This is a genomic window from Streptomyces sp. SAT1 (assembly GCF_001654495.1).
GTDB lineage: Bacteria > Actinomycetota > Actinomycetes > Streptomycetales > Streptomycetaceae > Streptomyces > Streptomyces andamanensis.
Map to the genome: position 1 here is coordinate 4,775,423 of NZ_CP015849.1, position 24,206 is coordinate 4,799,628.

General features: G+C 73.1%; 22 protein-coding genes. 13 read left to right on the forward strand and 9 right to left on the reverse strand.

All coding sequences use genetic code 11. The annotated features are described in order from the left end of the window. Positions 1–5: 5 nt before the first annotated feature. Positions 6–1,121, reverse strand: a complete 1,116-nt coding sequence (locus A8713_RS20745) for a magnesium and cobalt transport protein CorA (RefSeq protein ID WP_018571263.1) — start codon at positions 1,119–1,121, stop codon at positions 6–8. A 473-nt stretch (positions 1,122–1,594) separates the two neighbouring features. On the opposite strand from A8713_RS20745, the gene A8713_RS20750 reads away from it, so the two are divergent. Then, positions 1,595–2,179 (forward strand): suppressor of fused domain protein, encoded by a 585-nt coding sequence (locus A8713_RS20750; RefSeq protein WP_064535114.1) that lies wholly within the window; start codon positions 1,595–1,597, stop codon positions 2,177–2,179. Between the two features lie 43 nt (positions 2,180–2,222). On the opposite strand, the gene A8713_RS20755 is transcribed toward A8713_RS20750, so the two are convergent. Next, positions 2,223–3,452 (reverse strand): MFS transporter, encoded by a 1,230-nt coding sequence (locus A8713_RS20755; RefSeq protein WP_064535118.1) that lies wholly within the window; start codon positions 3,450–3,452, stop codon positions 2,223–2,225. A gap of 172 nt (positions 3,453–3,624) precedes the next feature. Here A8713_RS20755 and A8713_RS20760 point away from each other — a divergent pair, with 172 nt between their 5' ends. The 3 genes from A8713_RS20760 to A8713_RS20770 all read left to right on the forward strand — a co-directional run bounded on the left by A8713_RS20760 (position 3,625) and on the right by A8713_RS20770 (position 5,992). Next, positions 3,625–4,266 (forward strand): DUF6758 family protein, encoded by a 642-nt coding sequence (locus tag A8713_RS20760; RefSeq protein ID WP_064535120.1) that lies wholly within the window; start codon positions 3,625–3,627, stop codon positions 4,264–4,266. 142 nt (positions 4,267–4,408) lie between these two features. Further along, entirely contained in the window at positions 4,409–5,287 is an 879-nt protein-coding gene (locus tag A8713_RS20765) for a PHP domain-containing protein (protein WP_064535121.1), read from the forward strand. Between the two features lie 96 nt (positions 5,288–5,383). Further along, on the forward strand, positions 5,384–5,992 hold the full coding sequence (locus tag A8713_RS20770) for a MarC family protein (RefSeq protein ID WP_018571268.1): 609 nt from the start codon (positions 5,384–5,386) through the stop codon (positions 5,990–5,992). A gap of 129 nt (positions 5,993–6,121) precedes the next feature. Here the strand turns inward: A8713_RS20770 and A8713_RS33835 are convergent, their stop codons facing one another. Next, complete coding sequence (locus A8713_RS33835; RefSeq protein WP_173860878.1) at positions 6,122–6,274, reverse strand: hypothetical protein; 153 nt, start codon at positions 6,272–6,274, stop codon at positions 6,122–6,124. Positions 6,275–6,505: 231 nt separating this feature from the next. On the opposite strand from A8713_RS33835, the gene A8713_RS20775 reads away from it, so the two are divergent. Further along, the gene (locus A8713_RS20775; protein ID WP_237305563.1) at positions 6,506–7,414 is read left to right on the forward strand and encodes an NYN domain-containing protein; all 909 of its coding nucleotides are present in this window, start codon (positions 6,506–6,508) and stop codon (positions 7,412–7,414) included. Here the strand turns inward: A8713_RS20775 and A8713_RS20780 are convergent. Next, positions 7,374–8,330, reverse strand: coding sequence for an alpha/beta fold hydrolase (locus tag A8713_RS20780; protein WP_064535123.1), 957 nt, complete (start codon positions 8,328–8,330; stop codon positions 7,374–7,376). The two genes, A8713_RS20775 and A8713_RS20780, sit on opposite strands and share 41 nt — an antisense overlap. Before the next feature lie 215 nt (positions 8,331–8,545). After that, positions 8,546–11,164: a DEAD/DEAH box helicase gene (locus A8713_RS20785; protein ID WP_079159062.1), complete on the reverse strand. Its 2,619-nt coding sequence runs from the start codon at positions 11,162–11,164 to the stop codon at positions 8,546–8,548. 527 nt (positions 11,165–11,691) lie between these two features. On the opposite strand from A8713_RS20785, the gene A8713_RS20790 reads away from it, so the two are divergent. After that, the gene (locus A8713_RS20790) at positions 11,692–12,438 is read left to right on the forward strand and encodes a ferritin-like fold-containing protein (protein ID WP_064537621.1); all 747 of its coding nucleotides are present in this window, start codon (positions 11,692–11,694) and stop codon (positions 12,436–12,438) included. 121 nt (positions 12,439–12,559) lie between these two features. Here the strand turns inward: A8713_RS20790 and A8713_RS20795 are convergent, their stop codons facing one another. From A8713_RS20795 to A8713_RS20810, 4 genes are all read right to left on the reverse strand, one after another. Further along, positions 12,560–12,829, reverse strand: a complete 270-nt coding sequence (locus A8713_RS20795; protein WP_064535126.1) for a hypothetical protein — start codon at positions 12,827–12,829, stop codon at positions 12,560–12,562. A 258-nt stretch (positions 12,830–13,087) separates the two neighbouring features. Then, the gene (locus A8713_RS20800; RefSeq protein ID WP_018571277.1) at positions 13,088–13,315 is read right to left on the reverse strand and encodes a DUF3107 domain-containing protein; all 228 of its coding nucleotides are present in this window, start codon (positions 13,313–13,315) and stop codon (positions 13,088–13,090) included. 136 nt (positions 13,316–13,451) lie between these two features. After that, positions 13,452–14,096, reverse strand: coding sequence for a TetR/AcrR family transcriptional regulator (locus A8713_RS20805; protein ID WP_064535128.1), 645 nt, complete (start codon positions 14,094–14,096; stop codon positions 13,452–13,454). 197 nt (positions 14,097–14,293) lie between these two features. Next, positions 14,294–14,530: a hypothetical protein gene (locus tag A8713_RS20810; protein ID WP_064535130.1), complete on the reverse strand. Its 237-nt coding sequence runs from the start codon at positions 14,528–14,530 to the stop codon at positions 14,294–14,296. Between the two features lie 243 nt (positions 14,531–14,773). Here A8713_RS20810 and A8713_RS20815 point away from each other — a divergent pair, with 243 nt between their 5' ends. The 7 genes from A8713_RS20815 to A8713_RS20840 all read left to right on the forward strand — a co-directional run bounded on the left by A8713_RS20815 (position 14,774) and on the right by A8713_RS20840 (position 24,119). Continuing rightward, positions 14,774–15,835, forward strand: a complete 1,062-nt coding sequence (locus A8713_RS20815; RefSeq protein WP_064535132.1) for an alpha/beta fold hydrolase — start codon at positions 14,774–14,776, stop codon at positions 15,833–15,835. Between the two features lie 557 nt (positions 15,836–16,392). Then, positions 16,393–17,982, forward strand: coding sequence for a DUF3152 domain-containing protein (locus A8713_RS20820; protein ID WP_443069737.1), 1,590 nt, complete (start codon positions 16,393–16,395; stop codon positions 17,980–17,982). Between the two features lie 90 nt (positions 17,983–18,072). Beyond that, positions 18,073–18,165, forward strand: coding sequence for an Ms4533A family Cys-rich leader peptide (locus A8713_RS34820; protein ID WP_018571282.1), 93 nt, complete (start codon positions 18,073–18,075; stop codon positions 18,163–18,165). 222 nt (positions 18,166–18,387) lie between these two features. Then, positions 18,388–20,106, forward strand: a complete 1,719-nt coding sequence (locus A8713_RS20825) for an ABC transporter substrate-binding protein (protein WP_064535136.1) — start codon at positions 18,388–18,390, stop codon at positions 20,104–20,106. A 4-nt stretch (positions 20,107–20,110) separates the two neighbouring features. Beyond that, entirely contained in the window at positions 20,111–21,292 is a 1,182-nt protein-coding gene (locus A8713_RS20830; RefSeq protein ID WP_064535138.1) for an ABC transporter permease, read from the forward strand. Beyond that, on the forward strand, positions 21,289–22,296 hold the full coding sequence (locus A8713_RS20835) for an ABC transporter permease (RefSeq protein WP_064535142.1): 1,008 nt from the start codon (positions 21,289–21,291) through the stop codon (positions 22,294–22,296). The genes A8713_RS20830 and A8713_RS20835 overlap by 4 nt, the downstream gene beginning before the upstream one ends. A 14-nt stretch (positions 22,297–22,310) precedes the next feature. Further along, positions 22,311–24,119 carry a dipeptide ABC transporter ATP-binding protein gene (locus tag A8713_RS20840; protein ID WP_064537622.1) on the forward strand — a complete coding sequence of 603 codons (1,809 nt, stop codon included), beginning with the start codon at positions 22,311–22,313 and terminating at the stop codon, positions 24,117–24,119. Positions 24,120–24,206: the final 87 nt, after the last annotated feature.

Consider the following 24,206-nt stretch of genomic DNA (forward strand, 5'->3'; position numbering starts at 1 on the left):
GGCGCTCACAGCCAGCCGTTGCGCTTGAGTGTGCGGTGGATGCCGAGGCAGATCGCGGCCGTGACCGCCATGACCACCGGGTAGCCGTACTTCCAGTGGGTCTCGGGCATGTACTTGAAGTTCATGCCGTAGACCCCGCAGACCATCGTCGGTACGGCGATGATCGCGGCCCACGCGGTGATCTTCCGCATGTCCTCGTTCTGCGCGACGGACGCCTGGGCGAGGTTGGCCTGGAGGATGGAGTTGAGCAGTTCGTCGAAGCCGATGACCTGCTCCTGGGCGCGGGCCAGGTGGTCGGCCACGTCGCGGAAGTACTTCTGGATGTCCGGGTCGATCAGCCGCATCGGGCGCTCGCTCAGCAGCTGCATGGGCCGCAGCAGCGGCGACACCGCGCGCTTGAACTCCATGACCTCGCGCTTGAGCTGGTAGATCCGCCCGGCGTCGGTGCCGCGCGGGGTGCGGCCGCGGCCCGGCGAGAACACCTCGGTCTCGACCTCGTCCACGTCGTCCTGGAGGGCGGAGGCGACCGCGATGTAGCCGTCGACCACATGGTCGGCGATGGCGTGCAGCACCGCCGAGGGGCCCTTGACCAGCAGCTCGGGGTCGTCCTGGAGCCGGTGGCGCAGCGCGCGCAGCGAACCCTGGCCGCCGTGCCGGACGGTGATGAAGAAGTCCCGTCCGGTGAAGCACATCACCTCGCCGGTCTCGACGACCTCGCTGTTGGCGGTGAGCTGGTCGTGGTCGACGTAGTGGATCGTCTTGAAGACGGTGAACAGCGAGTCGTCGTAGCGCTCCAGCTTGGGCCGCTGGTGGGCCTGGACCGCGTCCTCCACGGCCAGCGGGTGCAGTCCGAACTCCGAGGCGATGCCCGCGAATTCGGCCTCGGTGGGCTCGTGCAGCCCGATCCACACGAAGCCGCCGTCGCGCCGCACCAGGCGCATCGCCTCCTGCGGGGTGAGCGGGGCGCGGGTCTCGACGCGGGCGCCGTCGCGGTAGACGGCGCAGTCGACGACGGCCGAGGGCGTCGCCGGGTCGCGGGTGGTGTCGTAGGTGCCGTTGTCCTTGCGCTGCGCCGGGCGGGACGGGCGGACCACGGCGCGCAGGTCACGGATCATCGACATGGCGGGACTCCTTCGTGACGAGCGACGAAGAGCGCCTACGGCGGTCGGAACTGCCCGGAATGAGGACGTCCGGCGTGCGGATGTTTCGCACGTCCACAAAGCGGGGAGCACCGCACCGACGCGGTGAGCGGGCTTCGTCACTGATTTCGATCGGTCAGATCGGACGATCAGGCAAACGAAACGAAGTGCTCTTCCGTACGACGCGCACAGGGGCACGAAGGCGAGAGGTGGCGGTCAGCCGGAGCCGGAACAGCTACATCAGCGGCGGGAAGAGCGGGTGCTACTGCACGGTCGACTTCGATCCATGACAGCCCCACCTCCTCCGGCCGGTCCCTCGTAAGGGAGTCCCATCGGCGTCGGGGCTTGATCGCGACGCTTCTGCGTGCTGCCCCGAACCACCGAGTCAGAGTATCAGTCGGCCGACGTGTCAAGGTGCCGCTTTGCCGGGTACTGACGAGTTCTATGCTCGCGACATGGCAGATGTTCTTCCTCTGGTCGAGGCCCGGTTGCGCTCGGCGCTGGGCGAGCCGGACGCGCGCGCGGCGGTCACCTTCCTCGGCACGGACCGGATCGAGGTGCTGCGCTTCCAGGAGGGGGACATCGTCCGCTACGCCACGCTCGGCATGTCGGCCCGGCCCATGGCGGACCCCACGGCGATGGTCGCCGACCCGGTCGCCGGGCCGCGCGCCGAACTGGTCCTCTCGGTGCGCACCGGCCGCGCCGACACCGACAAGGTGCTCCGCCCGCTCGCCGTCCTCGGCGCGTCCCCGCAGGTCGAGGGTGTGGTCGTGGCGCCCGGTGCCTCGCTCGACGTGGGGGAGGCGCTGTGGCCGGGCGCGCCCTTCACCTCGGTCCTGGTGGCCGAGCCGGGCGGCCTGGTGGAGGACCTGGAACTCGACGCGCCGCTGGATCCCGTGCGGTTCCTGCCGCTGCTGCCGATGACGCCGAACGAGGCCGCGTTCAAACGCGTGCACGGCGCGCAGGTGCTCCAGGAGCGCTGGCTGACGCACGGGACGGACCTGCGGGACCCGGCCCGCCGGTCCGTCCCGCTGGAGTGACCACCGCAGTGACCGATCTCACCCAAGCCGCGGATCGTGTACGTCAGTTGGCGAAAACCGTGACGCTGTCCTCGGTCGCGTGGCGCGGTTCCAGCTGCTCGGCCTCGTATGTGAGGGAGCGGCGCCGCACCAGGACCACCAGCGCGCCCAGCAGCGCGGTGGCACCCGCGACCACGAACGGGATGTGGAGGTCGCTCCACTCCTCGATCTTCGGGGCGAGATAAGGGGCCGCGGCGGCGGCGAACCAGCGCACGAAGTTGTAGCCGGCGCTCGCCACCGGGCGCGGCGCGTCCGACACCCCGAGCGCCAACTCGGTGTAGACGGTGTTGTTCACGCCGATGAAGGCGCCGGACAGCACGGTGCAGACGATCGCGGTGGTGTGGTCGCCGTAGCCGAGGACGACCACGTCGGCGGCGAGCAGCACCAGGGAGCCGCCGAGCACCTTCAGCGAGCCGAACCGCGCCTGCATGCGCGGCGCCACCAGCACGGAGAACACGGCGAGCAGCAGGCCCCAGACGAAGAACACCGCGCCCGACTTGTACGGCGTCATGTCCAGCACGAACGGCGTGAAGGCCAGCACGGTGAAGAACGTGTAGTTGTAGAAGAAGGCCGAGACCGCCGCCGAGGCGAGACCGCCGTGGCCCAGCGCCTTGAGCGGGTCGAGCAGTGAGGTCTTGCGGGCGGGCCTCGGCTGTTCCTTCAGGAACGCGGTGATGCACAGGAACCCGACGGCCATCAGGAACGCGGTGCCGAAGAACGGGTAGCGCCAGCTCGCGTTGCCGAGCAGGGCGCCCACCAGCGGGCCGCAGGCCATGCCGAGGCCGAGCGCGGACTCGTAGAGCAGGATGGCCGCCGCGCTGCCGCCCGCCGCCGCGCCGACGATGACCGCGAGCGCGGTGGAGACGAAGAGCGCGTTGCCGAGGCCCCAGCCGGCCCGGAAGCCGACCAGTTGGGCGACGGATCCCGAGGTGCCGGCGAGCCCGGCGAAGACCACCACGAAGGCGAGGCCGAGCAGCAGCGTCTTCTTGCCGCCGATGCGGCTGGAGACGAAGCCGGTGACCAGCATCGCCACGGCGGTGATCAGGAAGTAGGAGGTGAAGAGCAGGGAGACCTGGCTGGCGGTGGCGTCCAGGCCCTTGGCGATGGAGGGCAGGATCGGGTCGACCAGACCGATGCCCATGAAGGCGACGACGGACGCTCCCGCCGTAGCCCAGACGGCCTTCGGCTGCCGCAGGATGCTGCCGGCGCCCGCGTCGAAGGGGTCCGCGGCCATGCGTGCTCCAATCCGGACGGTTGATGCTCGAACGATGGTTGGCTTATGCACATAGTAAGTTAGATCAGCTAATTAATGCAAGGTACATCTATTTGGTCCGAGGTGGAGGGCCTCCCTCCGGACGGGTGATCGTCCTTGACGCGGCGCTGTCCGGGTAGGACCGTGGGGCTCTATGAGGGGCGAACCCAGTTGCCCGAAGTGCGGTGGCCGGGTCAGGGCTCCCGGCCTCTTCAGCGACACCTGGCAGTGCGCTGAGCACGGGACGGTGCATCCGGTGCAGCCCGTGACCCCGCCGAGCGTCGAAGGACTCGGCGTCGTCGTCAGCCGCACCCAGGTGCCCGTGTGGATGCCGTGGCCGCTGCCCGTGGGGTGGCTGTTCACCGGTGTGGCCGCCGCGGGCGACGACCGCAGCGGCGGCCGGGCGACCGCCGTGGCCTGCTCGGGCCCCGGACCGCTCGGCGGCATGGGCGAGCTGATCCTCGTCGCCGAGGAACTGGGCGTCGGCCTCGGCGCCCGCTACGCCGGCATCGAGGGCCCCGACCCCGGCCCCTGTCTGAACGTGGAGAAGCCACCGGACGCGAAGGTGCTGGCCGCGGGCCGCCCGACCCCCCTGTGGCACGTCGGCGGCGCCCCGGTCGACCGCGCCGTCTTCGCGGGCGAGGCCCTCGGGCTGTGGCTGTGGGCGGTGGTCTGGCCCGAGCAGTCCGGCCTGCTGATGTACGACGAACTGGTCCTGGCCGACCTGCGGGACGCGGGCGCCGAGGCCGAGCTGGTGCCGTGCGGGGCGCTGTCCCCGCGGCTGTTGCAGCCGTAGGCCCGCCCGTCCGGGCGTGTTGCGGGTGTGTTGCGGGCGCATGTAGGGGGCGAGGCGGGTGTGCGGGGGTGACAAGGCACCCCTTGTCTCCCGTTATCCTTGAGTGTCCCTTTCCGTCCCGTCACCGTCTGGAGTCCGTGTCGTGCGTATCGACCTGCACACCCACTCCGACGCGTCCGACGGCACGGACACCCCGGCCGAACTGGTGCGGAACGCCGCCGCGGCCGGACTGGACGTCGTCGCGCTGACCGACCACGACACCACCCGCGGCCACGCCGAGGCGATCGCCGCGCTGCCCGAGGGGCTGACCCTCGTCACCGGCGCCGAGCTGTCGTGCCGCGTCGACGGCGTCAGCATGCACATGCTGGCCTACCTCTTCGACCCCGAGGAGCCCGCCCTGCTCGCCGAGCGGGAGCTGGTCCGCGACGACCGGGTGCCCCGGGCCCAGGGCATGGTCGCCCGGCTCAACGCGCTCGGTGTGCCCGTCACCTGGGAACAGGTCGCGCGGATCGCGGGCGACGGCTCGGTCGGCCGCCCGCACGTCGCCTCCGCCCTCGTGGAGCTGGGCGTCGTACCGACCGTGAGCGACGCCTTCACCGACCAGTGGCTGGCCGACGGCGGCCGGGCCTGGGTCGCCAAGCACGAGACCGACCCGTTCGAGGCGATCCGCCTGGTCAAGGGCGCGGGCGGGGTCTGCGTCTTCGCACACCCGGCCGCCGCCAAGCGCGGGCGTACGGTCCCGGAGTCCACGATCGCCGAGCTGGCCGCCGCCGGTCTCGACGGCATCGAGGTCGACCACATGGACCACGACGCGCCGACCCGGGCCCGGCTGCGCGGCCTGGCCGGGGAGCTGGGCCTGCTGGTCACCGGCTCCAGCGACTACCACGGCGACCGCAAGGCCGTCGCCCTGGGCGAGTTCACCACGCACCCCGACGTGTACGGGGAGATCACGCGGCGGGCGACCGGAGCGTTCCCGGTGCCGGGCGCCGGCGGAGACGGCGCGGTCGCGGGCACGGCCTGAGGCCCCTGCCCCTTCCCGCGCGCGCCCGCACCCACCCACCCACCCCCGCCTTCCTTCCCCCCTTCCCTCCGCACGTACGCAAGGCCTGTTCAGACGATGTTCGACGCTGCCGTTTTCGGCTCCCTCTTCCTCACTCTCTTCGTGATCATGGATCCCCCCGGGATCACCCCGATCTTCCTCGCGCTGACCGCCGGACGGCCCGCCAAAATCCAGAAGCGGATGGCCTTCCAGGCCGTCTGCGTGGCGGGCGGCGTGATCGCCGTGTTCGGTGTCCTCGGCCACCAGATCCTCGACTACCTGCATGTCTCGGTCCCCGCGCTGATGATTGCGGGCGGACTGCTCCTGCTGCTGATCGCCCTGGACCTGCTCACCGGCAAGACCGACGAGCCCAAGGCGACCAAGGACGTCAACGTCGCCCTGGTCCCGCTGGGCATGCCGCTGCTGGCCGGACCCGGCGCGATCGTGTCCGTCATCCTGGCCGTGCAGAAGGCCGACAGCGTCGCCACCCAGGTCTCCGTCTGGTCGGCGATCGTCGCGATCCACGTGGTGCTCTGGCTCGTCATGCGCTACTCGCTGCTGATCATCCGCGTCATCAAGGACGGCGGTGTGGTCCTGGTGACCCGGCTGGCGGGCATGATGCTCTCCGCCATCGCCGTGCAGCAGATCATCAACGGCATCACCCAGGTGGTACGGGGCGGCGCCTGAGCCCCGGAGCCCGGGGAGTCTCCGGACGACGCACGCCCGGGGAGTCCCCGGAGGACGCACGGACCCCCCGCCCGGCCACGCTCACGCGTGCCGTGCGGGGGCTCCGAAGTGTGTAGACAGCCCCTGCTGTTACGAGGCCGGGGTGTCGGCCGGGCGGATCCAGAGGCGCTGCCCCACGGCGGCGGCCTGCTGAACGATCCGATTGACGGAGGCGGCGTCCACGACGGTGCTGTCCACGGTGGTCCCGTCGACCTCGTCGAGTCGCATGATCTCGAAGCGCACAGGCTTCTCCCTTCGTCTGGTCATCCTCCTGCGGAGAATTACTGGAGATGGATGGTGCTCGCGGCATCGGTGCCCCGTGCTCCGTACATCTGGTCAACGGTTCACCTGCCACGAACATTCCCTACGCTAAGGAAATTTTTCGAACGTCTAATTACTGATGTGTCACGGTCTCTCCGTCGACCGATCGGGACCGGTTGTGTTCGCTGCGTGACCACCGGGACAATGGAGGTGATGAACGAGGCCATGAACGAAGACCGCGCGGCGCTCGCCGCCCGCATCGACCACACGAACGAGCTACTGGAACGCATGCTCGCCGAGGTGGCCAAGACGCCCTCGACCCACGCGATCTTCGTAGACGCCGGCTATCTCTACGCCGCCGCGGGCCGCCTCGTCGCCGGCACCGAGGACCGCCGCGCCTTCGACCTGGACGCCGAGGGCCTCATCGACGCGCTCATCGACCGGGCCCGGACGGTCTTCGCCGACAGCAGGCTGCTGCGCGTCTACTGGTACGACGGCGCCCGGCGCCGGATCCACACCGCCGAGCAGCAGACCATCGCCGAACTGCCCGACGTGAAGGTCCGCCTCGGCAACCTCAACGCCAACAACCAGCAGAAGGGCGTCGACTCCCTGATCCGCTCGGACCTGGAGTCGCTGGCCCGGCACCGCGCCATCAGCGACGCCGCCCTGCTCGGCGGCGACGAGGACCTGGTCTCCGCGGTGGAGGCCGCCCAGGGCTACGGCGCCCGGGTCCACCTGTGGGGCATCGAGGCCCCCGAGGGCCGCAATCAGGCCGAGCCGCTGCTGTGGGAGGTCGACAGCCAGCGCACCCTCGACCTCGAGTTCTTCAAGCCCTACGTCTCCCGGCGCACCCCGGTCACCTACGACCCGACGGCCACCACCCGGCCGACCCGCGAGGACGTACGCTTCGTCGGCGCGCAGATCGCCGCCAAGTGGCTGGCGGCGCGCGGCCGGGACAGCGTGATGGAACTCCTGCCCGGCCACCCCTACCTGCCCGGCTCCGTCGACCAGGAACTCCTGGTCGAGGCCGAGGGCCTGCTCCAGTACTCGCTGCGCGGCCAGGCCGACCTGCGCCGCTCCCTCAGGGACGGCTTCTGGGACCACCTGCAGGCGCAGTACTGAAGCCCGGGGCGGTGTTCTGGCGGGCCGCCTCGTCCCAGAAGTCGGCGAGCGCCTGGGCGGTGGCGAGCGGCCGGTCCACATTGGGCGAGTGCTCGGCGCCCTCGACGACCGTGCGCCGGGCCCCGAGCCGTACGGCCATGGCGTCCAGCAGCGGCACCGGCCAGGCGTCGTCCCGGGCCCCCGAGAGCACATGGAACGGCAGCGCGACGGCGGCCAGTTCGGCGGTCCGGTCCGGTTCCGCGCACAACTGGCGCCCGGTGGCCAGCAACTGCGCGGGCCGGGTGCCCAGCCAGCGGCGTCGCAGGTCGTCCCGGTCCTCGGCGCCCGAGTCCAGCGTGACGGACAGACCGCCGTCCTCGTCCGCGCCCCCGGCCGCCGCGGCCGCCTCCACGGCCTGGACGGCCTCCCACACCTCGGCCATCGACAGCGCCGCGAGCGCGTCCCGCAGCAGCTTCACGCGCTGCTGCTGGGAGGCGGAGACCTGCGCCGGGCCCGAGGACATCAGGGTGAGCGAGACGAAGGGGGAGCGGTCGAGCAGAACGGCCGCGCGGGCGATCTGCCCGCCGAGGGAGTGCCCGAGCAGATGCACCGGGACGGCGAGCGCGGCGGCCTGCGCGAGCACGTCCCGCGCGAGCTGCTCCTGGGCGTACGCGGACTCGTCGTGCTCGGGGCCGTCCGACTCGAACTGCCCGCGCCCGTCCACGGCCACGGTCCGGTACCCGCGCGCCGCGAGCGGTGCGTGCAGCGCGTTGAAGTCCTCCTTGCTGCCGGTGAAGCCGGGCAGCAGCAGCGCCGTGCCCCGGGGCCCGGCACCGGCCGCGGCGGGCACGTCGACGACGGCGAACTCACCGCGCGCGGTGCGCAGCCGGTAGCTCCGGGCGCCGGACGGCGGGACGAAGGAGAAGGGCCTGCTCATGGGGTGAGGCTATCGGGGACCCTGCCGGGCGGAGGGGCGGAGGGGCGGAGGGGTGGAAGGGCGGAGGGACGGAGGGTGGCCGGGTGGTACGGGCCGGTCTGCGGCCGGGCGCCGCGGCCGGGTGCGGTAACGGCCGACGGCCGACGGCCGACGGCCCGGCCCACGCGAGGTGGACCGGGCCGTCGGCCGTGCTGCCGGTGCGGGGCGGTGCCCGCTCAGAGCTCCGCGGATTCGACGGCCGAGGCCGCCTTGCGCGTACGCCGACGCGGAGCGGCGGCCGGCTCACCGGTCGACTGCGCCGGGATCTCCGCCCCGGGGGCCTCCGTCGCGGGTGCCTTGGCGGCGGCCTTGCGGGTGCGCTTCGGCTTGGCCTCGGCCTCGGTGGCGGCCTCGGGCGCCTCGGCGGCGACGGCCTTCTTGCGGGTCCGCTTGGGCTTGGCCTCGGCGGCCTCGCCCTCGGCGGCGTCGACGGGTGCCTTGGCGGCGGCCTTGCGGGTCCGCTTCGGCTTGGCCTCGGCGTCCGCGACGGCTTCCGGCGCCTCGGCGGCGACCGCCTTCTTGCGCGTGCGCTTCGGCTTCTCCTCGGCGTCCGCGACCGGCTCCGGTGCCTCGGCGGCGACCGCCTTCTTGCGGGTCCGCTTCGGCTTCTCCTCGGCGGGAGCGGCCTCCGCCCCGGCGGGCGCGGCGGTGGTCTCCACGGCGGAAGCCGCGGCCTTGCGGGTACGGCGCGGCTTGGCGGCCACACCCTCCGCGGTGGCCGTCGCCTCGACCGCCTCGGCGGCCGGTGCCGCGTCGGTGGCTTCGGCGGCCACGGCCTTGCGGGCGCGGGTGCGCTTCGGCTTGGCCTCGGTCTCCGCGACGGCCTCCGGCGCCTCGGCGGCGACGGCCTTCTTGCGGGTGCGCTTCGGCGCGGCCTCGGCGGGTGCCGTCGCGGTGGCCTCGGCCTCAGCCACGGTCTCGGCGGCCGGTGCGGGCTGCGCGGCCTTGCGGGTCCGGCGGCGCGGCTCGGCCTTCGGCGCCTCCGCCGTGACCTCGGTCACGGCCTCGGCCTCGGCGGCCGGGGCCGCCTTCTTGCGGGTGCGGCGCGGGGCGGGGGCGACCGCCTCGGCGTCGGCCTCCGCGACGGCGGTCGCCGCGACGGCGGCCTGCGGCGCCTCGGGAGCGGGACTCACGGCCTCGGCGGCCGGAGCGGCCGTGCTCGCCACGGCCGGGGACTCCACCGAGCGGCGGGTCCGGCGGCGGCGCGGCCTGTCCGTCGCGTCGGCGGTGTCCAGCGCGGGGCTCTCCGCCGCCGTCACGGCCGCCTCGGCCGTCGCGGGGACGGCGGCAGCGGCGGACTGCTGGACCGGCTGCTGCTGGGCGCCCGCACCGGAACGCGTCCGCCGGCGGCGGCGCGGGGTGCGGACAGCGGCGGCCTCGTCGGCGGGTGCCGCGGCGGCCGGGGCGGCCTCGGCCGCCGTACCGGTGCCCTGCGCGCCCGCTTCCACCGGCGCACCGCCGCGCGTGCGGCGGCGCCGGCGCGGAGTGCGCTCCGAGTGGTCGCGGTCGCGGTCTCGGTCGCGATCCCGGTCACGGTCGCGGTCGGCGGTGCGGCCCTCGGGGCGTCCGCCCCGGCCGCCGCGCCCGCGGGCACCGCGGCCACCGGTCTCGCCGAGGTCCTCCAGCTCCTCCGCGTCCAGCCCGGCGCGAGTGCGCTCCGAGCGCGGCAGGATGCCCTTCGTGCCCGCCGGGATGCCCAGGTCGGTGAAGAGGTGCGGGGAGGTGGAGTACGTCTCCGGCGGGTCGTTGAAGCCCAGCTCCAGCGCCTTGTTGATCAGCTGCCAGCGCGGGATGTCGTCCCAGTCGACGAGGGTGATCGCCGTACCCTTGGCGCCCGCGCGGCCGGTGCGGCCGATGCGGTGCAGGTACGTCTTCTCCTCTTCGGGCGACTGGTAGTTGATGACGTGGGTCACGCCCTCGACGTCGATACCGCGGGCGGCGACGTCGGTGCAGACGAGCACGTCGACCTTGCCGTTGCGGAAGGCGCGCAGCGCCTGCTCGCGGGCGCCCTGGCCGAGGTCGCCGTGGACCGCGCCGGAGGCGAAACCGCGCTGCTTGAGCTGGTCGGCGAGGTCGGCCGCCGTGCGCTTGGTCCGGCAGAAGATCATCACCAGCCCGCGGCCCTCGGCCTGGAGGATGCGCGCGACCATCTCGGGCTTGTCCATGTTGTGCGCGCGGTAGATGAACTGGGTGGTGTTGGCCACCGTCGCGCCCTCGTCGTCTGGCGTGGTGGCGCGGATGTGCGTGGGCTGCGACATGTAGCGGCGGGCGAGACCGATGACCGCGCCCGGCATGGTGGCCGAGAACAGCATGGTCTGGCGCCGGGCCGGAAGCATGCCGATGATCTTCTCGACGTCGGGCAGGAAGCCCAGGTCGAGCATCTCGTCGGCCTCGTCGAGGACGAGGGCCTTGACGTGCTTGAGGTTCAGCTTCTTCTGGCCCGCGAGGTCCAGCAGGCGGCCCGGGGTGCCGACGATCACGTCGACGCCCTTCTTCAGGGCCTCGACCTGGGGCTCGTAGGCCCGGCCGCCGTAGATCGCGGTCACCCGCACATTGCGCACCTTGCCGGCGGTCAGCAGGTCGTTGGTCACCTGGACGCACAGCTCGCGCGTGGGGACGACGACGAGGGCCTGCGGGGCGTCGGTGAGGGCCTCGGGGGCGGCGCGTCCGGCCTCGACGTCGGCGGGGACGGTGACGCGCTCCAGGAGCGGGAGGCCGAAGCCGAGCGTCTTGCCGGTGCCGGTCTTGGCCTGGCCGATGACGTCCGTGCCCGACAGGGCCACGGGGAGCGTCATCTCCTGGATGGGGAACGGAGTGGTGATGCCGACGGCCTCCAGGGCCTCGGCGGTCTCGGGGAGGATCCCGAGGGATCGGAACGTCGTAGTCAGGGTGCTGCCTCTTCTGTGTGTGCGGCGCGAGGCGAGTGCGGGGGTCGTGTCGGACCGCACCGGGGACGACGGCGGCCGTGCGGTCTTGCCGCTCAGGCCGGCCGGGTGGCGCGGGACCTCTGCCGACGCTCTAGGGCCTGCCCACGGGGCCGGCCCAGCGCTCGTACCGCTGAGGGGGTCCCTCCGATCGTCGTACGCACTGTGCCGTACGGTCAGGGAGGGCTGTCGGGTCGGAGCCGATCGGGCCACCGACCGGGCATCCTCATGCGTGCGGCCTGTCGAAGCACGGCCGGGAACCCCGGCCCACCCAGCAGGCGCATTACCACCATACCCCGGAATCGCGCACACGCGATGGCCGATTTGGTCACGTAGCCGTCGTCACACTGGTCGGCAAGATCTCTCCAGGGCCCGGGGAGCGGGCTATTGTGCGCTTCATGACCAGCTCTGACAAGCCCGACCAGGCCCCCGACGCACCCGCCGAACGCACCGGGATCGCCGCCCAGGACTGGGCGACGGCCGCCGCCGACCCGCAGTACCGCGCCGCCGTGGTGGACCTGCTCGGCGCGCTCGCCTACGGGGAGCTCGCGGCGTTCGAACGGCTCGCGGAGGACGCCAAGCTGGCGCCCACCCTCGCGGACAAGGCCGAGCTGGCGAAGATGGCCTCGGCCGAGTTCCACCACTTCGAGCGGCTGCGCGACCGGCTCACGGAGATCGGCGCGGAGCCGACCGAGGCGATGGACCCGTTCGTCGCCGCGCTCGACGGTTTCCACCGGCAGACGGCGCCCTCGGACTGGCTGGAAGGGCTCGTCAAGGCGTACGTCGGCGACTCGATCGCCAGTGACTTCTACCGGGAGGTCGCGGCCCGGCTGGACTCCGACACCCGCGAACTGGTGCTGGCCGTCCTCGACGACACCGGGCACGCCGGTTTCGCGGTGGAGAAGGTGCGGGCGGCCATCGACGCGGACCCGCGGGTGGGCGGACGGCTCGCGCTGTGGGCGCGGCGCCTGATGGGCGAGGCCCTGTCGCAGTCGCAGCGGGTCGTCGCCGACCGCGACGCGCTGTCCACGATGCTCGTGGGCGGGGTCGCGGACGGCTTCGACCTCGCGGAGGTCGGCCGGATGTTCACCCGCATCACCGAGGCGCACACCAAGCGGATGGCCGCGCTGGGGCTGGCCGCGTAGCACGGACGCGGGAGACCCGGCCGCCCTGTCGTCGGGACGGCGTCGTCGGGACGGCCGGGACGCGCGCGGGGTTGGAAGGCCGGTCGGCCGGCGGGCGGGGCCCGGCGGACGGCCCGGTCGGCTACGCCGTCAGGGATCGTCGGCGCAGGCGGCCGGCCGGGCGCAGCAGCAGGGAGACGGAGGCGGCCGAGACGACGGCCGCGCCGAGCAGACTGGACAGCACGGGGGCCGAGCCGAGCGCGCTGTGGGTGACGAAGTCACCGAGGAGGGCGCCCGCCACCCCCGTCGACAGGACCAGCGGTCGCGACGGCAGGCGGCGCGACAGGCGGTGGAAGACCGCCCAGGCGAGCAGCAGGCCGAGCACGGCGGAGCCCAGGGCCTCCAAGAACATCACAGTCCCTCCCACGAGCGGCCGGTGCTGACGGTCGTAGCTCCGTCATACCCCTGACCTGCGGAATGCAACCCTCCCTGTGAGCTGTTTGTGTGCGCCGAGTGAAGCACGCGAGGAGGGGCCGAGCGGGACGCGAGCGCGGGCCGGGCAGGGGACGGGCGGACGTGAGAGCCGGGGACGCGAGCGCGGGCCGGACACGAGAGAGCGGGCCCTGCGGTCAGTGACCGCCGGACCCGCTCGTCGTTCGTACGTGCCCTGCTACAGGGCCCCGAAGCCCACCTTGCGCGGGGCCGCCTCACCCAGCTCGACGTACGCGAGGCGCTCGGCCGGGACCAGCACCTTGCGACCGTGCTCGTCCACGAGGGTCAGCAGCTGCGACTTGCCGGCCAGTGCCTCGGCCACCGCCCGCTCGACCTCCTCGGGGCTCTGACCGCTCTCCAGAACGATCTCGCGGGGCGCGTGCTGCACGCCGATCTTGACCTCCACGGCTATGTCCCTCCGACGGTCAGTGAAGTGCGCGACCTTCCGCGCCGTACTCCGCACACATTAGCCCGGTGAGGGGACGGACACGCTCCGCCGGTGCACGCCAGGAGCGAACAGCGCACGGGAACAAGCGACCGGATCAGTGGTGCTGCTCGCTGCCGTGCAGCGGGAAACCGGCGATGCCGCGCCAGGCCAGCGACGTCAGCAGCTGGACCGCCTGGTCGCGCGGGACACTGCGGTCGCTGTGCAGCCACGAGCGGGCCACCACCTGGGCGAGGCCCCCCAGACCGGAGGCGAGCAGCATCGACTCGGCACGCGAGAGGCCGGTGTCCTCGGCGATGACCTCGCAGATCGCCTCGGCGCACTCGTTGGTGACCTTGTCCACGCGCTCGCGCACGGCGGGCTCGTTGGTCAGGTCCGACTCGAAGACCAGCCGGAAGGCGCCGCCGTCGTCCTCGACGTAGGCGAAGTAGGCGTCCATCGTGGCGCGGACGCGCTGCTTGTTGTCGGTGGTCGACGCCAGCGCGCTGCGCACCGACTGGATCAGCGCCTCGCAGTGCTGGTCGAGCAGGGCCAGATAGAGGTCGAGCTTGCCGGGGAAGTGCTGGTAGAGCACCGGCTTGCTGACCCCGGCGCGCTCGGCGATGTCGTCCATGGCCGCCGCGTGGTAGCCCTGCGCCACGAAGACTTCCTGGGCGGCGCCCAGCAGCTGGTTCCGCCGGGCACGGCGCGGCAGGCGCGTGCCCCGCGGGCGCGCTGCCTCTGTCTGCTCGATGGCTGTCACGCCGCCTCCCAAAGTCGTCCCTGTGCGGTGTGCGCCGCGCCGCCATCGTACTTTTCGGTAACCGTACTGTGCGCGGTGCGAGCGCAGAATTTCACGGACCGGACGGGGCGGAAACCGGCACAGAAGGTTTCCAACGGGCCCAGGCCGGGCATAGGCGAGCGCCGCCGCTGCTCAGCGGCGGTCCGTCGCCGCCACCGTCACCGGTAGTCGTCCTCGTCGAGGGAGACGACCCGTGCCTGCTCGGCGAGGTCGGCCTCGTTCGCGCGGCCGGGATCCACGTCCGTCAGCGGATCGTCGCCCTCCGGCGCGATGTCGGCCTGCTGCTCGGCCGCGTCGTCCTCGGGCGCCTCGACGTCGATCTCCGTGCCGTCCTCGGCGGCGCCGTCGTCCTCGATGTCCTCGAACGTCCCGGGGTCGCTGGGATCGATTGCCATGGTGGGCTCCCTTCGGTGGACATCCCTGCGCATGTCCTTGTGTACGTCATGTACGTCCGTGTACGTGCCCGGCCGAAGCCGGGACTGTATGCGGGTGCCCTCGCTACGAGCGTAGGAGACACCCGATTCCCGCGCCATGCGATCCGGGACGGCTCTCCGCGCCGTCCGCGCAACGCCTCCCGCGCCTCGTCCTGTGACGGCGAACACATGAAGCGCGGCGTGATCGTCTCGTAACATTGCCGCATGTCTTCGACCGACCTGCCCGCCGTGCCGCCCGCGAACGTCCTTCCCAGGGTGGCGCCCGCCGGGTCCGGGGCCGGGGAAGCCGGGGAAGGGGAGCGGCTGCGCTCGGTCGAACTGCCGGGAATCACCCTGACGGTGCGTTCCCGGCCGCCCGCGCGCGAGGGCCTGCCGCGCGCGCTGTACGTGCACGGGCTCGGCGGTTCCTCGCAGAACTGGACGCCGCTGATGGCCCTCCTGGACACCGACGTGGACGGCGAGGCGCTCGACCTGCCGGGCTTCGGGGACTCCCCGCCGCCGGACGACGGCAACTACTCGGTCACCGCCCACGCGCGCGCGGTGATCCGCTACCTGGACACGGCGGGCCAGGGCCCGGTCCATCTGCTCGGCAACTCCCTGGGCGGTGCCGTCTCCACGCGCGTCGCCGCGCTGCGCCCCGACCTCGTCCGCACCCTCACCCTGGTCTCGCCCGCGCTGCCCGAACTGCGGGTGCAGCGCAGCGCCCTGCCGACCGGGCTGCTCGCGCTGCCCGGCGTCTGTGCGCTCTTCACCCGGCTGACCAGGGAGTGGACGGCCGAGCAGCGGGTCCGCGGCATGATGGCCCTCTGCTACGGCGACCCCGGCCGGGTCACCCCTGAGGGTCTCCGCGACGCCGTGCAGGAGATGGAACGGCGGCTGCGGCTGCCGTACTTCTGGGACGCGATGGCGCGTTCCGCGCGCGGGATCGTCGACGCGTACACCCTGGGCGGTCAGCACGGTCTGTGGCGGCAGGCCGAACGGGTCCTCGCGCCCACCCTGCTGGTCTACGGCGGCCGGGACCAGCTCGTCGGATACCGCATGGCCCAGCGCGCGGCACGGGCCTTCCGCGACTCCCGCCTCCTCACCCTGCCCGACGCGGGCCATGTGGCGATGATGGAGTATCCGGAGACCGTGGCGACCGCGTTCCGTGAACTCCTGGCCGAAACGCGGGAGTCGGGGTCGTGGGCGGCGCCGGGCGGGAAGGCCGTAGGCTCCCGGGGTGCGGTCGCCGACGAGGGCGCCCGCGACGCGGAAATGGGAGGCTGACGGACCAGGTGGGACGCCACAGCCGCCGCGGACCCGCCCCGAAGGGCGACAGCGCGGGCACAGCGGGCACGACAGCGAGTACGGACGCGGCCCGGCAGGGCCGGGACCGCGGAGGCCGCCGGGACGGCTTCGAGGGACCGGCCGGACCGGTCCCCGGCGCCCGGCCGGCCGGGCGGCCCGGTTCACCCGGTCAGCCCGGTTCACCTGATCAGCACGGTTCGCCCGGTCAGACCGCCGTACCGATGGCGCCGCCCGGACCGGCGGCGGGTCCCGCGCAGGCGCCGCCTCCACGACGGGGTCCGGGCGCCACCGCGCCGGGCCGGGGCCCCGGCCCCGCTCCCTGGCCGGGCTCCGGTCCCGCCGGTCCCGCCCCGGCTCCGGGCAGGCGCCCGGCGGGCCCACCGCGCTTCCCGGACGGCACTCCCGCACAGGGCGTACCCCGTCTGCCGGACGGCACTCCCGCACAGGGGTTCCCCCGCGTGCCCGCGCCGGACGGGACGCCTGCCCACGGCGTGCCGCGTTTCCCGGACGGGACACCGGCGCGCGGTGTGCCGCGTATGCCGGACGGGATGCCCGCCCATGGTGTGCCGCGCCTCGGGGACGGGACGCCCGCTCACGGCGTGCCCCGCTTCCCCGAGGGAACTCCCGCTCACGGCGTGCCCCGCTTCCCCGAGGGAACTCCCGCTCACGGCGTGCCGCGTCTGCCGGACGGAACTCCCGCCCATGGCGTGCCCCGCATCCCCGGCGGGACACCCGCCCATGGTGTGCCGCAGGCTCGTGGTGCTCATCCCGAGCAGCGGGAAGCCGGGGGCGGCTGGGGGGAGTTCAGCCCCAGGGCCGGACGCTCCGGCGGAGGTGCGGGCGCGGCGCCCGGCGTCGGCGAGACCTCGGTGGCGGGTCCCGCGGTGCCCACCGGTGCAGCGGGCCCCGGCGTCCCCATCCCGCGGCAGCGGCGCGCGCAGTCGGCCCCGGGGGCCGGTCCCCGGCAGGACTACCTCGACGCGTTCCGGGACGGAGCGGCAGAAGAGGGCGGCAAGAGCGGCGACGGCGACGGCACGGAGAGCGGCGAGGACGGCGCGACCGGCGCCACCGCCCGCTCACGCGGCGCCTCCCGGGGCACGCTGCCCCGCCCGGTGCCGGTCCAGTTCGCCCCGCCCACGGGACCCACCGCCGCCGGTACCGGCACGAGCCCGGTCGCGGGCACCGGACCGCGCGCGGGCAGCGGTGGCAGTGGCGGCCGTGGTGGCGACGGCGGTGACGGCTCCGTGCCGCCCGCCGCCGACGCGGCCCCCGACGCCAAGAGCGCCAAGAGCGCCAAGAGCGCCAAGAGCGCCAAGAGCGCCAAGGGCACCAAGGGCCGCACCTTCACCGGTATCGCCGCCGCGGCCGTCACCACCGTGCTCGCGGTCGTCGTCGCCGGGCAGGTCGCCGACGACCGCTCCGAGGCGGGAGCGGCGCAGACGGCCGGCGGCCAGGACGAGGGCGCCCGGACCGCGCTGGGCGGGGGCGTACAGGCGAGCCCGTCCCCCTCGCACAGCGCGGTCGCGCTGACGTACGAGCAGAAGATGAACCTGAAGTACCCGCTGAGCCCCGCGCTCAAGGGATCGGGCCGGTTCGACGTGGTCCCCGGTTCCGCCAAGGCGCCGGGGCGCGGGCGCAAGTTCACCTACCGGGTCGACGTGGAGCAGGGCCTCGGGCTCGACGGACGGCTCTTCGCGGACGCCGTGCAGAAGACGCTCAACGACGACCGCAGCTGGGCCCACGGCGGCGCGCGCACCTTCGAGCGGGTCTCCTCCGGCGAGAGCGACTTCGTGATCACGCTCGCCAGCCCCGGCACCACCGCCGTGTGGTGCGAGAAGTCGGGTCTGGACACCACCGAGGACAACGTCTCGTGCGACTCGGCCGCCACCCCGCGCGTGATGATCAACGCCTACCGCTGGGCGCAGGGCGCCAAGACCTACGGCGACCGGATCTACCCGTACCGGCAGATGCTGATCAACCACGAGGTCGGCCACCGTCTCGGCCACAACCACGTCACCTGCGAGAAGGACGGGGAGCTGGCGCCGGTCATGCAGCAGCAGACGAAGTTCCTCGACCATGACGGAATTCACTGCCTGCCCAACTCCTGGCCCTATCCGAAGAGTTGACGGACGGTGTGCGGGGTGGCCGCGGGGGAGCCCCGCGCCGCCCTCCGATCATGTTGACAATGCGCCGAATGTTCGTTCATATTTCTGCGCATGTGGTCCCGTCACTCCGTCAGCAGCGCCGCCATCGAGATGGCGCTCCTCGGCGTGACCGCCCTCTGTGTGGCCGACATCCACTGTTGCTGACGCCCGCCCTCGGCGTGCGCGTCGCCCCGTTCTCCCCCTCGCCCTGACCTTCCGCGTCCTGGTGCGCTCCCGCCGAGCGCCGTCGCGCGGCAGTACGGTCCCCGGTGGTCCGACGACCCGTCGCCGAGGCAGACGTCTGTCCAGATTCGTCTCATTCCTCGTCCAACCGTCTCGCGATCCGAGACGTGTCCGGGACATCCTTTTCGAGAGGTCGTCATTCCGATGCGCCAACCGTCCGTCTCAGCCCGCCGCGTGGCCGCGGTATCCGTCAGCCTGGTCGTGGCAGCGGGCGCCGTCGCCTGCGGGCCGAAGGACGACGATGCCAAGAGCACCGGCGGCGACTCCCGGCCCCACAAGGGCGGCACCCTGAACGTCCTCAACGCCCAGCCCCAGCAGGACTTCGACCCGGCGCGCCTCTACACCTCCGGCGGCGGCAACGTCCCCTCCCTGGTCTTCCGCACCCTCACCACCCGCAACCGCGAGAACGGCGCCGCCGGTGCCGAGGTCGTCCCGGACCTCGCCACCGACACCGGGCGCCCCGGCAAGGACGCGACCGTGTGGACGTACACCCTCAAGGAGGGCCTGAAGTACGAGGACGGCACGCCGATCACCTCGGCCGACGTCAAGTACGGCATCGAGCGCTCCTTCGCCCCCGAACTCTCCGGCGGCGCCCCCTACCTGCGGGACTGGCTGGTCGGCGCGGCCGGCTACCAGGGGCCGTACAAGGACAAGAAGGGCCTCGCCGCGATCGAGACGCCGGACGCCCGGACGATCGTCTTCCATCTGAACAAGCCCGAGGGCGAGTTCCCGTACCTGGCCACGCAGACCCAGTTCACGCCGGTGCCCAAGGCCAAGGACACCGGCACCAGGTACGAGGAGCACCCGGTCTCGTCCGGCCCGTACAAGGTCGTCAAGAACGAGAACGACGGCGAGCACCTCGTCCTGGAGCGCAACCCGCACTGGTCCGCCGCCACCGACGCCGAGCGCAAGGCGTACCCGGACCGGATCGACGTACGGTCCGGGCTCGACTCGTCCGTCATCAACCAGCGGCTCTCCGCCTCCCAGGGCCCGGACGCCGCCGCCGTCACCACGGACACCAACCTCGGACCGGCCGAACTCGCCAAGGTCAGCGGCGACAAGGCACTGGCCGCGCGCGTGGGCGCCGGCCACTTCGGCTACACCAACTACCTGGCCTTCAACCCGAAGGTGAAGCCGTTCGACGACATCAAGGTGCGCCAGGCCGTCGCCTACGCCATCGACCGGTCCTCGGTCGTCAACGCGGCCGGCGGCAGCGCACTCGCCGAGCCCGCCACCACCTTCCTGCCGAACCAGAAGTCCTTCGGCCACACCCCCTACGACCTCTTCCCGGCGGGCACCTCGGGCGACCCGGCCAAGGCCAGGGAGCTGCTGAAGCAGGCCGGCCACCCCGACGGCATCACCGTCACCCTCACCCACTCCAACAGCAAGGACTTCGAGACCAGCCCGGAGATCGCCACCGCCGTCCAGGACGCGCTCAAGAAGGCCGGCATCACCGTCAGGCTCCAGGGCCTGGAGAAGAACGACTACTCCGACAAGACCCAGAACGTGAAGACCGAGCCGGGCCTCTTCCTCGCCCACTGGGGTGCCGACTGGCCCTCCGGCGGCCCCTTCCTGGCCCCGATCTTCGACGGCCGCCAGATCGTCGCGGACGGCGCCAACTTCAACAGCGGACAGCTCGACGACACGTCCGTCAACGACGAGATCGACGCGATCAACAAGCTGACCGACCTCGGCGCCGCCGCCGCCCGCTGGGGCGCCCTGGACAAGAAGATCGGCCAGCAGGCCCTGACCGTGCCGCTGTTCCACCCCGTCTACAAGCGCCTGTACGGCAAGGACGTCAAGAACATCGTGATCAGCGACTGGACCGGCGTGCTGGACATCTCCCAGGTCGCGGTGAAGTGACGCCGTGAGCGAGGCACTTGCCGCCTCCCCGGCCGCCGGGACGGACATCCCCGTCCCGGCGGCCGCGGGGGCCCACCGGTTCTGGCGGCGGCTGCGTGCGCAGCGCGCCGCCCTCGTCGCGGCGGCCGTCGTCGCGCTGCTCGTCCTGGTCGCGCTCGCCGCGCCGCTGCTCACCGCGCTGGAGGGCCAGGACCCCACCACCTACCACCCCGGCCTGGTCGACTCCGCGCGCGGCGGCGTGCCCATCGGCACGTTCGGCGGCGCGGGCGCCGACCACTGGCTCGGCGTCGAACCGCAGACCGGCCGCGACCTGTTCGCCCGCCTCGTCTACGGCGCCCGGGTCTCGCTGGGCGTGGCGCTCGCCGCCACCCTCATCCAGATCGCCATCGGGGTCGCGGTCGGCGTCGCCGCAGCGCTCGGCAACCGCTGGGTCGACCAGCTGCTGAGCCGGGCCACCGACATCATCGTCTCGATGCCGCTGATGATCATGGCCCTCGCGCTGCTGGCCATCGTCCCGTCGAGCTTCCCGCGCCCGGTGCTGGTCACCCTGGTCATCGGCCTGATCGCCTGGGGCAACATCGCCAAGATCGTGCGCGCCCAGACCCTCACGCTCAAGGGGCTCGACCATGTCGCCGCCGCCCGGCTCAGCGGCTGGGGCACCGTGCGCGTCGTCCGCCGCGAACTGCTGCCCGGCCTCGCGGCCCCGGTGATCACCTACGCCGCCCTGCTCGTGCCCGCCAACATCTCCGTCGAGGCGGCGCTGTCCTTCCTCGGCGTCGGCGTGAAGCCGCCCACCCCGTCCTGGGGGCAGATGCTCACCGCGGCCGACGTCTGGTACCAGGCGGCGCCGCAGTATCTGATGCTGCCCGCGGGCGCCCTCTTCGTGACCGTGGTCGCCCTGACCGTCCTCGGCGACGGCGTCCGCACCGCCCTCGACCCGCGCGCCGCCTCCCGCCTCCGCATCGGTACCGGCCGCAGGCGTGAGTCGGCGGCCGGTGCCGATGCGGAGATCGGTCCGGAGACCGGGACGGAAGCTGGTGCGGAGTCCGGGACGGAAGCCGGTCCGGAGAGCGGTGCGGCGGCCGAGGGGCCGCCCCAGGCCCAGGCCCAGGCCCAGGCCCAGGCCCAGGCCCAGGCCCAGGCCAAGGCCCAGGCCCGAGAAGCACGCAAGGAGGCCACCGCGTGAGCGTCTTCGGCGGACTCGGAGGATTCGTGCTGCGCCGTGCCCTCGGCGCCCTGATCACCCTCCTCGCCATCTCGGTGATCGTCTACGTCGTCTTCTACGCCACCCCCGGCAACGTCGCCCAGATCAGCTGCGGCCCGCGCTGCTCGCCGGAGCAGGTGCACCAGGTCGCCCGGCAACTGCGCCTGGACGACCCGCTGTACCTGCGCTACTGGCACTTCCTCGAAGGACTCGTGGCCGGCCAGGACTACTCGACCGGCACCTCCGCGGAGCACTGCTCCGCGCCCTGCCTCGGGGTCTCCTACCAGTCCGGGCGGCAGGTCCTGAGCATCATCCTGACCAAGCTCCCCGTGAGCCTGTCCCTGGTGTTCGGCGCGATGGTGCTCTGGCTGATCCTCGGGGTGGGCACGGGCGTGCTCTCCGCCTGGCGGCGCGGCCGGATCTCCGAACGCGTCCTCACCGCCGTCACGCTCGCGGGCACCGCCACCCCCGTGTTCGTCATCGGCCTGGTCCTGCTGATCGTCGTCTGCGGCGAGTTCCAGTGGCTGCCCTTCCCGCAGTACGTGAGCCTCACCGACGACCCCGAGCAGTGGGCGTGGAACCTCGTCCTGCCGTGGCTCTCGCTGGCCCTGATCGAGGCCGCCGCCTTCGCCCGGATGACCAGGGCGTCGATGCTGGAGACCCTCGCCGAGGACCACATCCGCACCTTCCGCGCGTACGGAGTGGGGGAGCGGGCGATCGTCGGGCGGCACGCGCTGCGCGGCGCCCTCGCCCCCGTCATCGCTCTGAACGCCAACAACGTCGGCTCGGCGGTCGGCGGCGCGGTCCTCACCGAGACCCTGTTCGGCCTGCCCGGCATCGGACAGGAACTGGTGCACGCGGTGAACGTCGTGGATCTGCCGGTGGTCGTCGGCATGGTCCTGGTCATCGGCTTCTTCGTGGTCATCGCCAACGCCGTCGCGGACGTGCTGTTCGCGGTGGCCGACCGACGGGTGGTACTCGCATGAGCCCGAAGAACCTGATGAATCCGACCGGTTCCGCTGCGGCGACCGGTCCCGCTGCGGCGAGCCTCGTCGAGGTGTCGGACCTGACCGTGGCGTTCGGGGCCCTGCGCGCCGTGGACGGACTCTCCTTCCGGCTCGCGCCCGGCGGCGCGCTCGCCCTGGTCGGCGAGTCCGGCTCGGGCAAGTCCACGGTCGCCTCCGCCCTGCTGGGGCTGCACCGAGGCACCGGCGCGCGGGTGGGCGGCACGGTCCGGGTGGCCGGCACCGACGTGCGGTCCGCCTCCGAGGAGGAGCTGCGACGGCTGCGCGGCGGGACGGCCGCCATGGTCTTCCAGGACCCGCTGTCCTCCCTCGACCCGTACTACGCGGTCGGCGACCAGATCGCCGAGGTGTACCGCACGCACACGCGTGCGTCGCGCCGGGTGGCACGCGCGCGTGCCGTGGAGGTGCTGGACCGGGTAGGGATCCCCGACGCGGCACGGCGCTCCCGGTCCCGGCCGCACGAGTTCAGCGGCGGCATGCGCCAGCGCGCCCTGATCGCCATGGCGCTCGCGTGCGCCCCCGACCTGCTGATCGCCGACGAACCGACCACCGCGCTCGACGTGACCGTCCAGGCCCAGATCCTCGACCTGCTGCACACGCTGCGCGAGGAGACCGGGATGGGACTGCTGCTGGTCACCCATGACGTGGGCGTCGCCGCCGAGAGCGTCGACGAGGTGCTGGTCATGCGGCACGGCCGTGCCGTCGAACACGGTCCCGTCGCCGACGTGCTGGGCAGGCCCGGCGCGGCGTACACCAGGCAACTGCTGGCGGCGGTGCCCCGACTGGAACGCCTGCGGACGGTGACCGACGGGTCCGGGGACGCGCCGGAGGCGCCGGAGGCGCCGGTGCCCCCGGCGCCGGTGCGGGAGGCGCGGGTGCGGGAGGCGCGGGAGGAGGCATCGGAGGGCCACGGGTCCTCGCGGACCGGCTCACGGACCGGCTCGCGGACCGGCTCCGGCTCCGGCTCCGGCTCCGGGGCCGGGGCCGGGGCCGAGGTCGTCCTGGAGGCGACCGGGCTGCGGCGCGAGTTCGGGCGCGGCCGGCGGGCGCTGGCGGCCGTGGACGGCGTCTCGCTGACCGTGCGGCGCGGCGAGACCCTGGGGATCGTGGGCGAGTCCGGCAGCGGCAAGACCACGCTGGGCCGGATGCTGGTCGGGCTGCTGGAGCCGACCGCGGGCGAGGTGCGCTTCGAGGGCCGGGCCAGGGCCGGGGTGGATCCCGCCGTGCAGATGGTCTTCCAGGACCCGGTCTCCTCCCTCAACCCGCGCCGCAGCGTGGGGGAGTCCATCGCGGATCCGCTGCGGGCGCGCGGCGAACGGAGCGAGGAGCGCATCCGGGAGCGCGTGGGCGGACTGCTGGAGCGCGTCGGGCTCGAACGCGCGCAGTACGACCGCTATCCGCACGAGTTCAGCGGCGGGCAGCGTCAGCGCGTGGGCATCGCGCGGGCGCTCGCCGCCGACCCGCGGGTGATCGTCTGCGACGAGCCCGTCTCCGCGCTCGACGTCACCACGCAGGCTCAGGTGGTGGCCCTGCTCGGCGAGTTGCAGCGGGACCTCGGCATCGCCCTGGTCTTCGTCGCCCACGACCTCGCGGTGGTACGCCAGGTCAGCGACCGGGTCGCGGTGATGCGCCGGGGCCGGATCGTCGAGGAGGGCCCGGCCGCCGAGGTGTACGACGCGCCCCGGGACCCCTACACCAGGCAGCTCCTGGCCGCCGTACCGGCGCTCGACCCGGAGGCCGCCGCCCGGCGCCGCGCCGCCCGCCGAGAGCTGGCCATGGCCTGACACCGCGTAGCCGAGTGATCCCCCGGTGCGACAGAACGCCGTCCGCCCGGGAAAGTTACGCCCGTTCACCCCTTCCGGTGGCGCGAC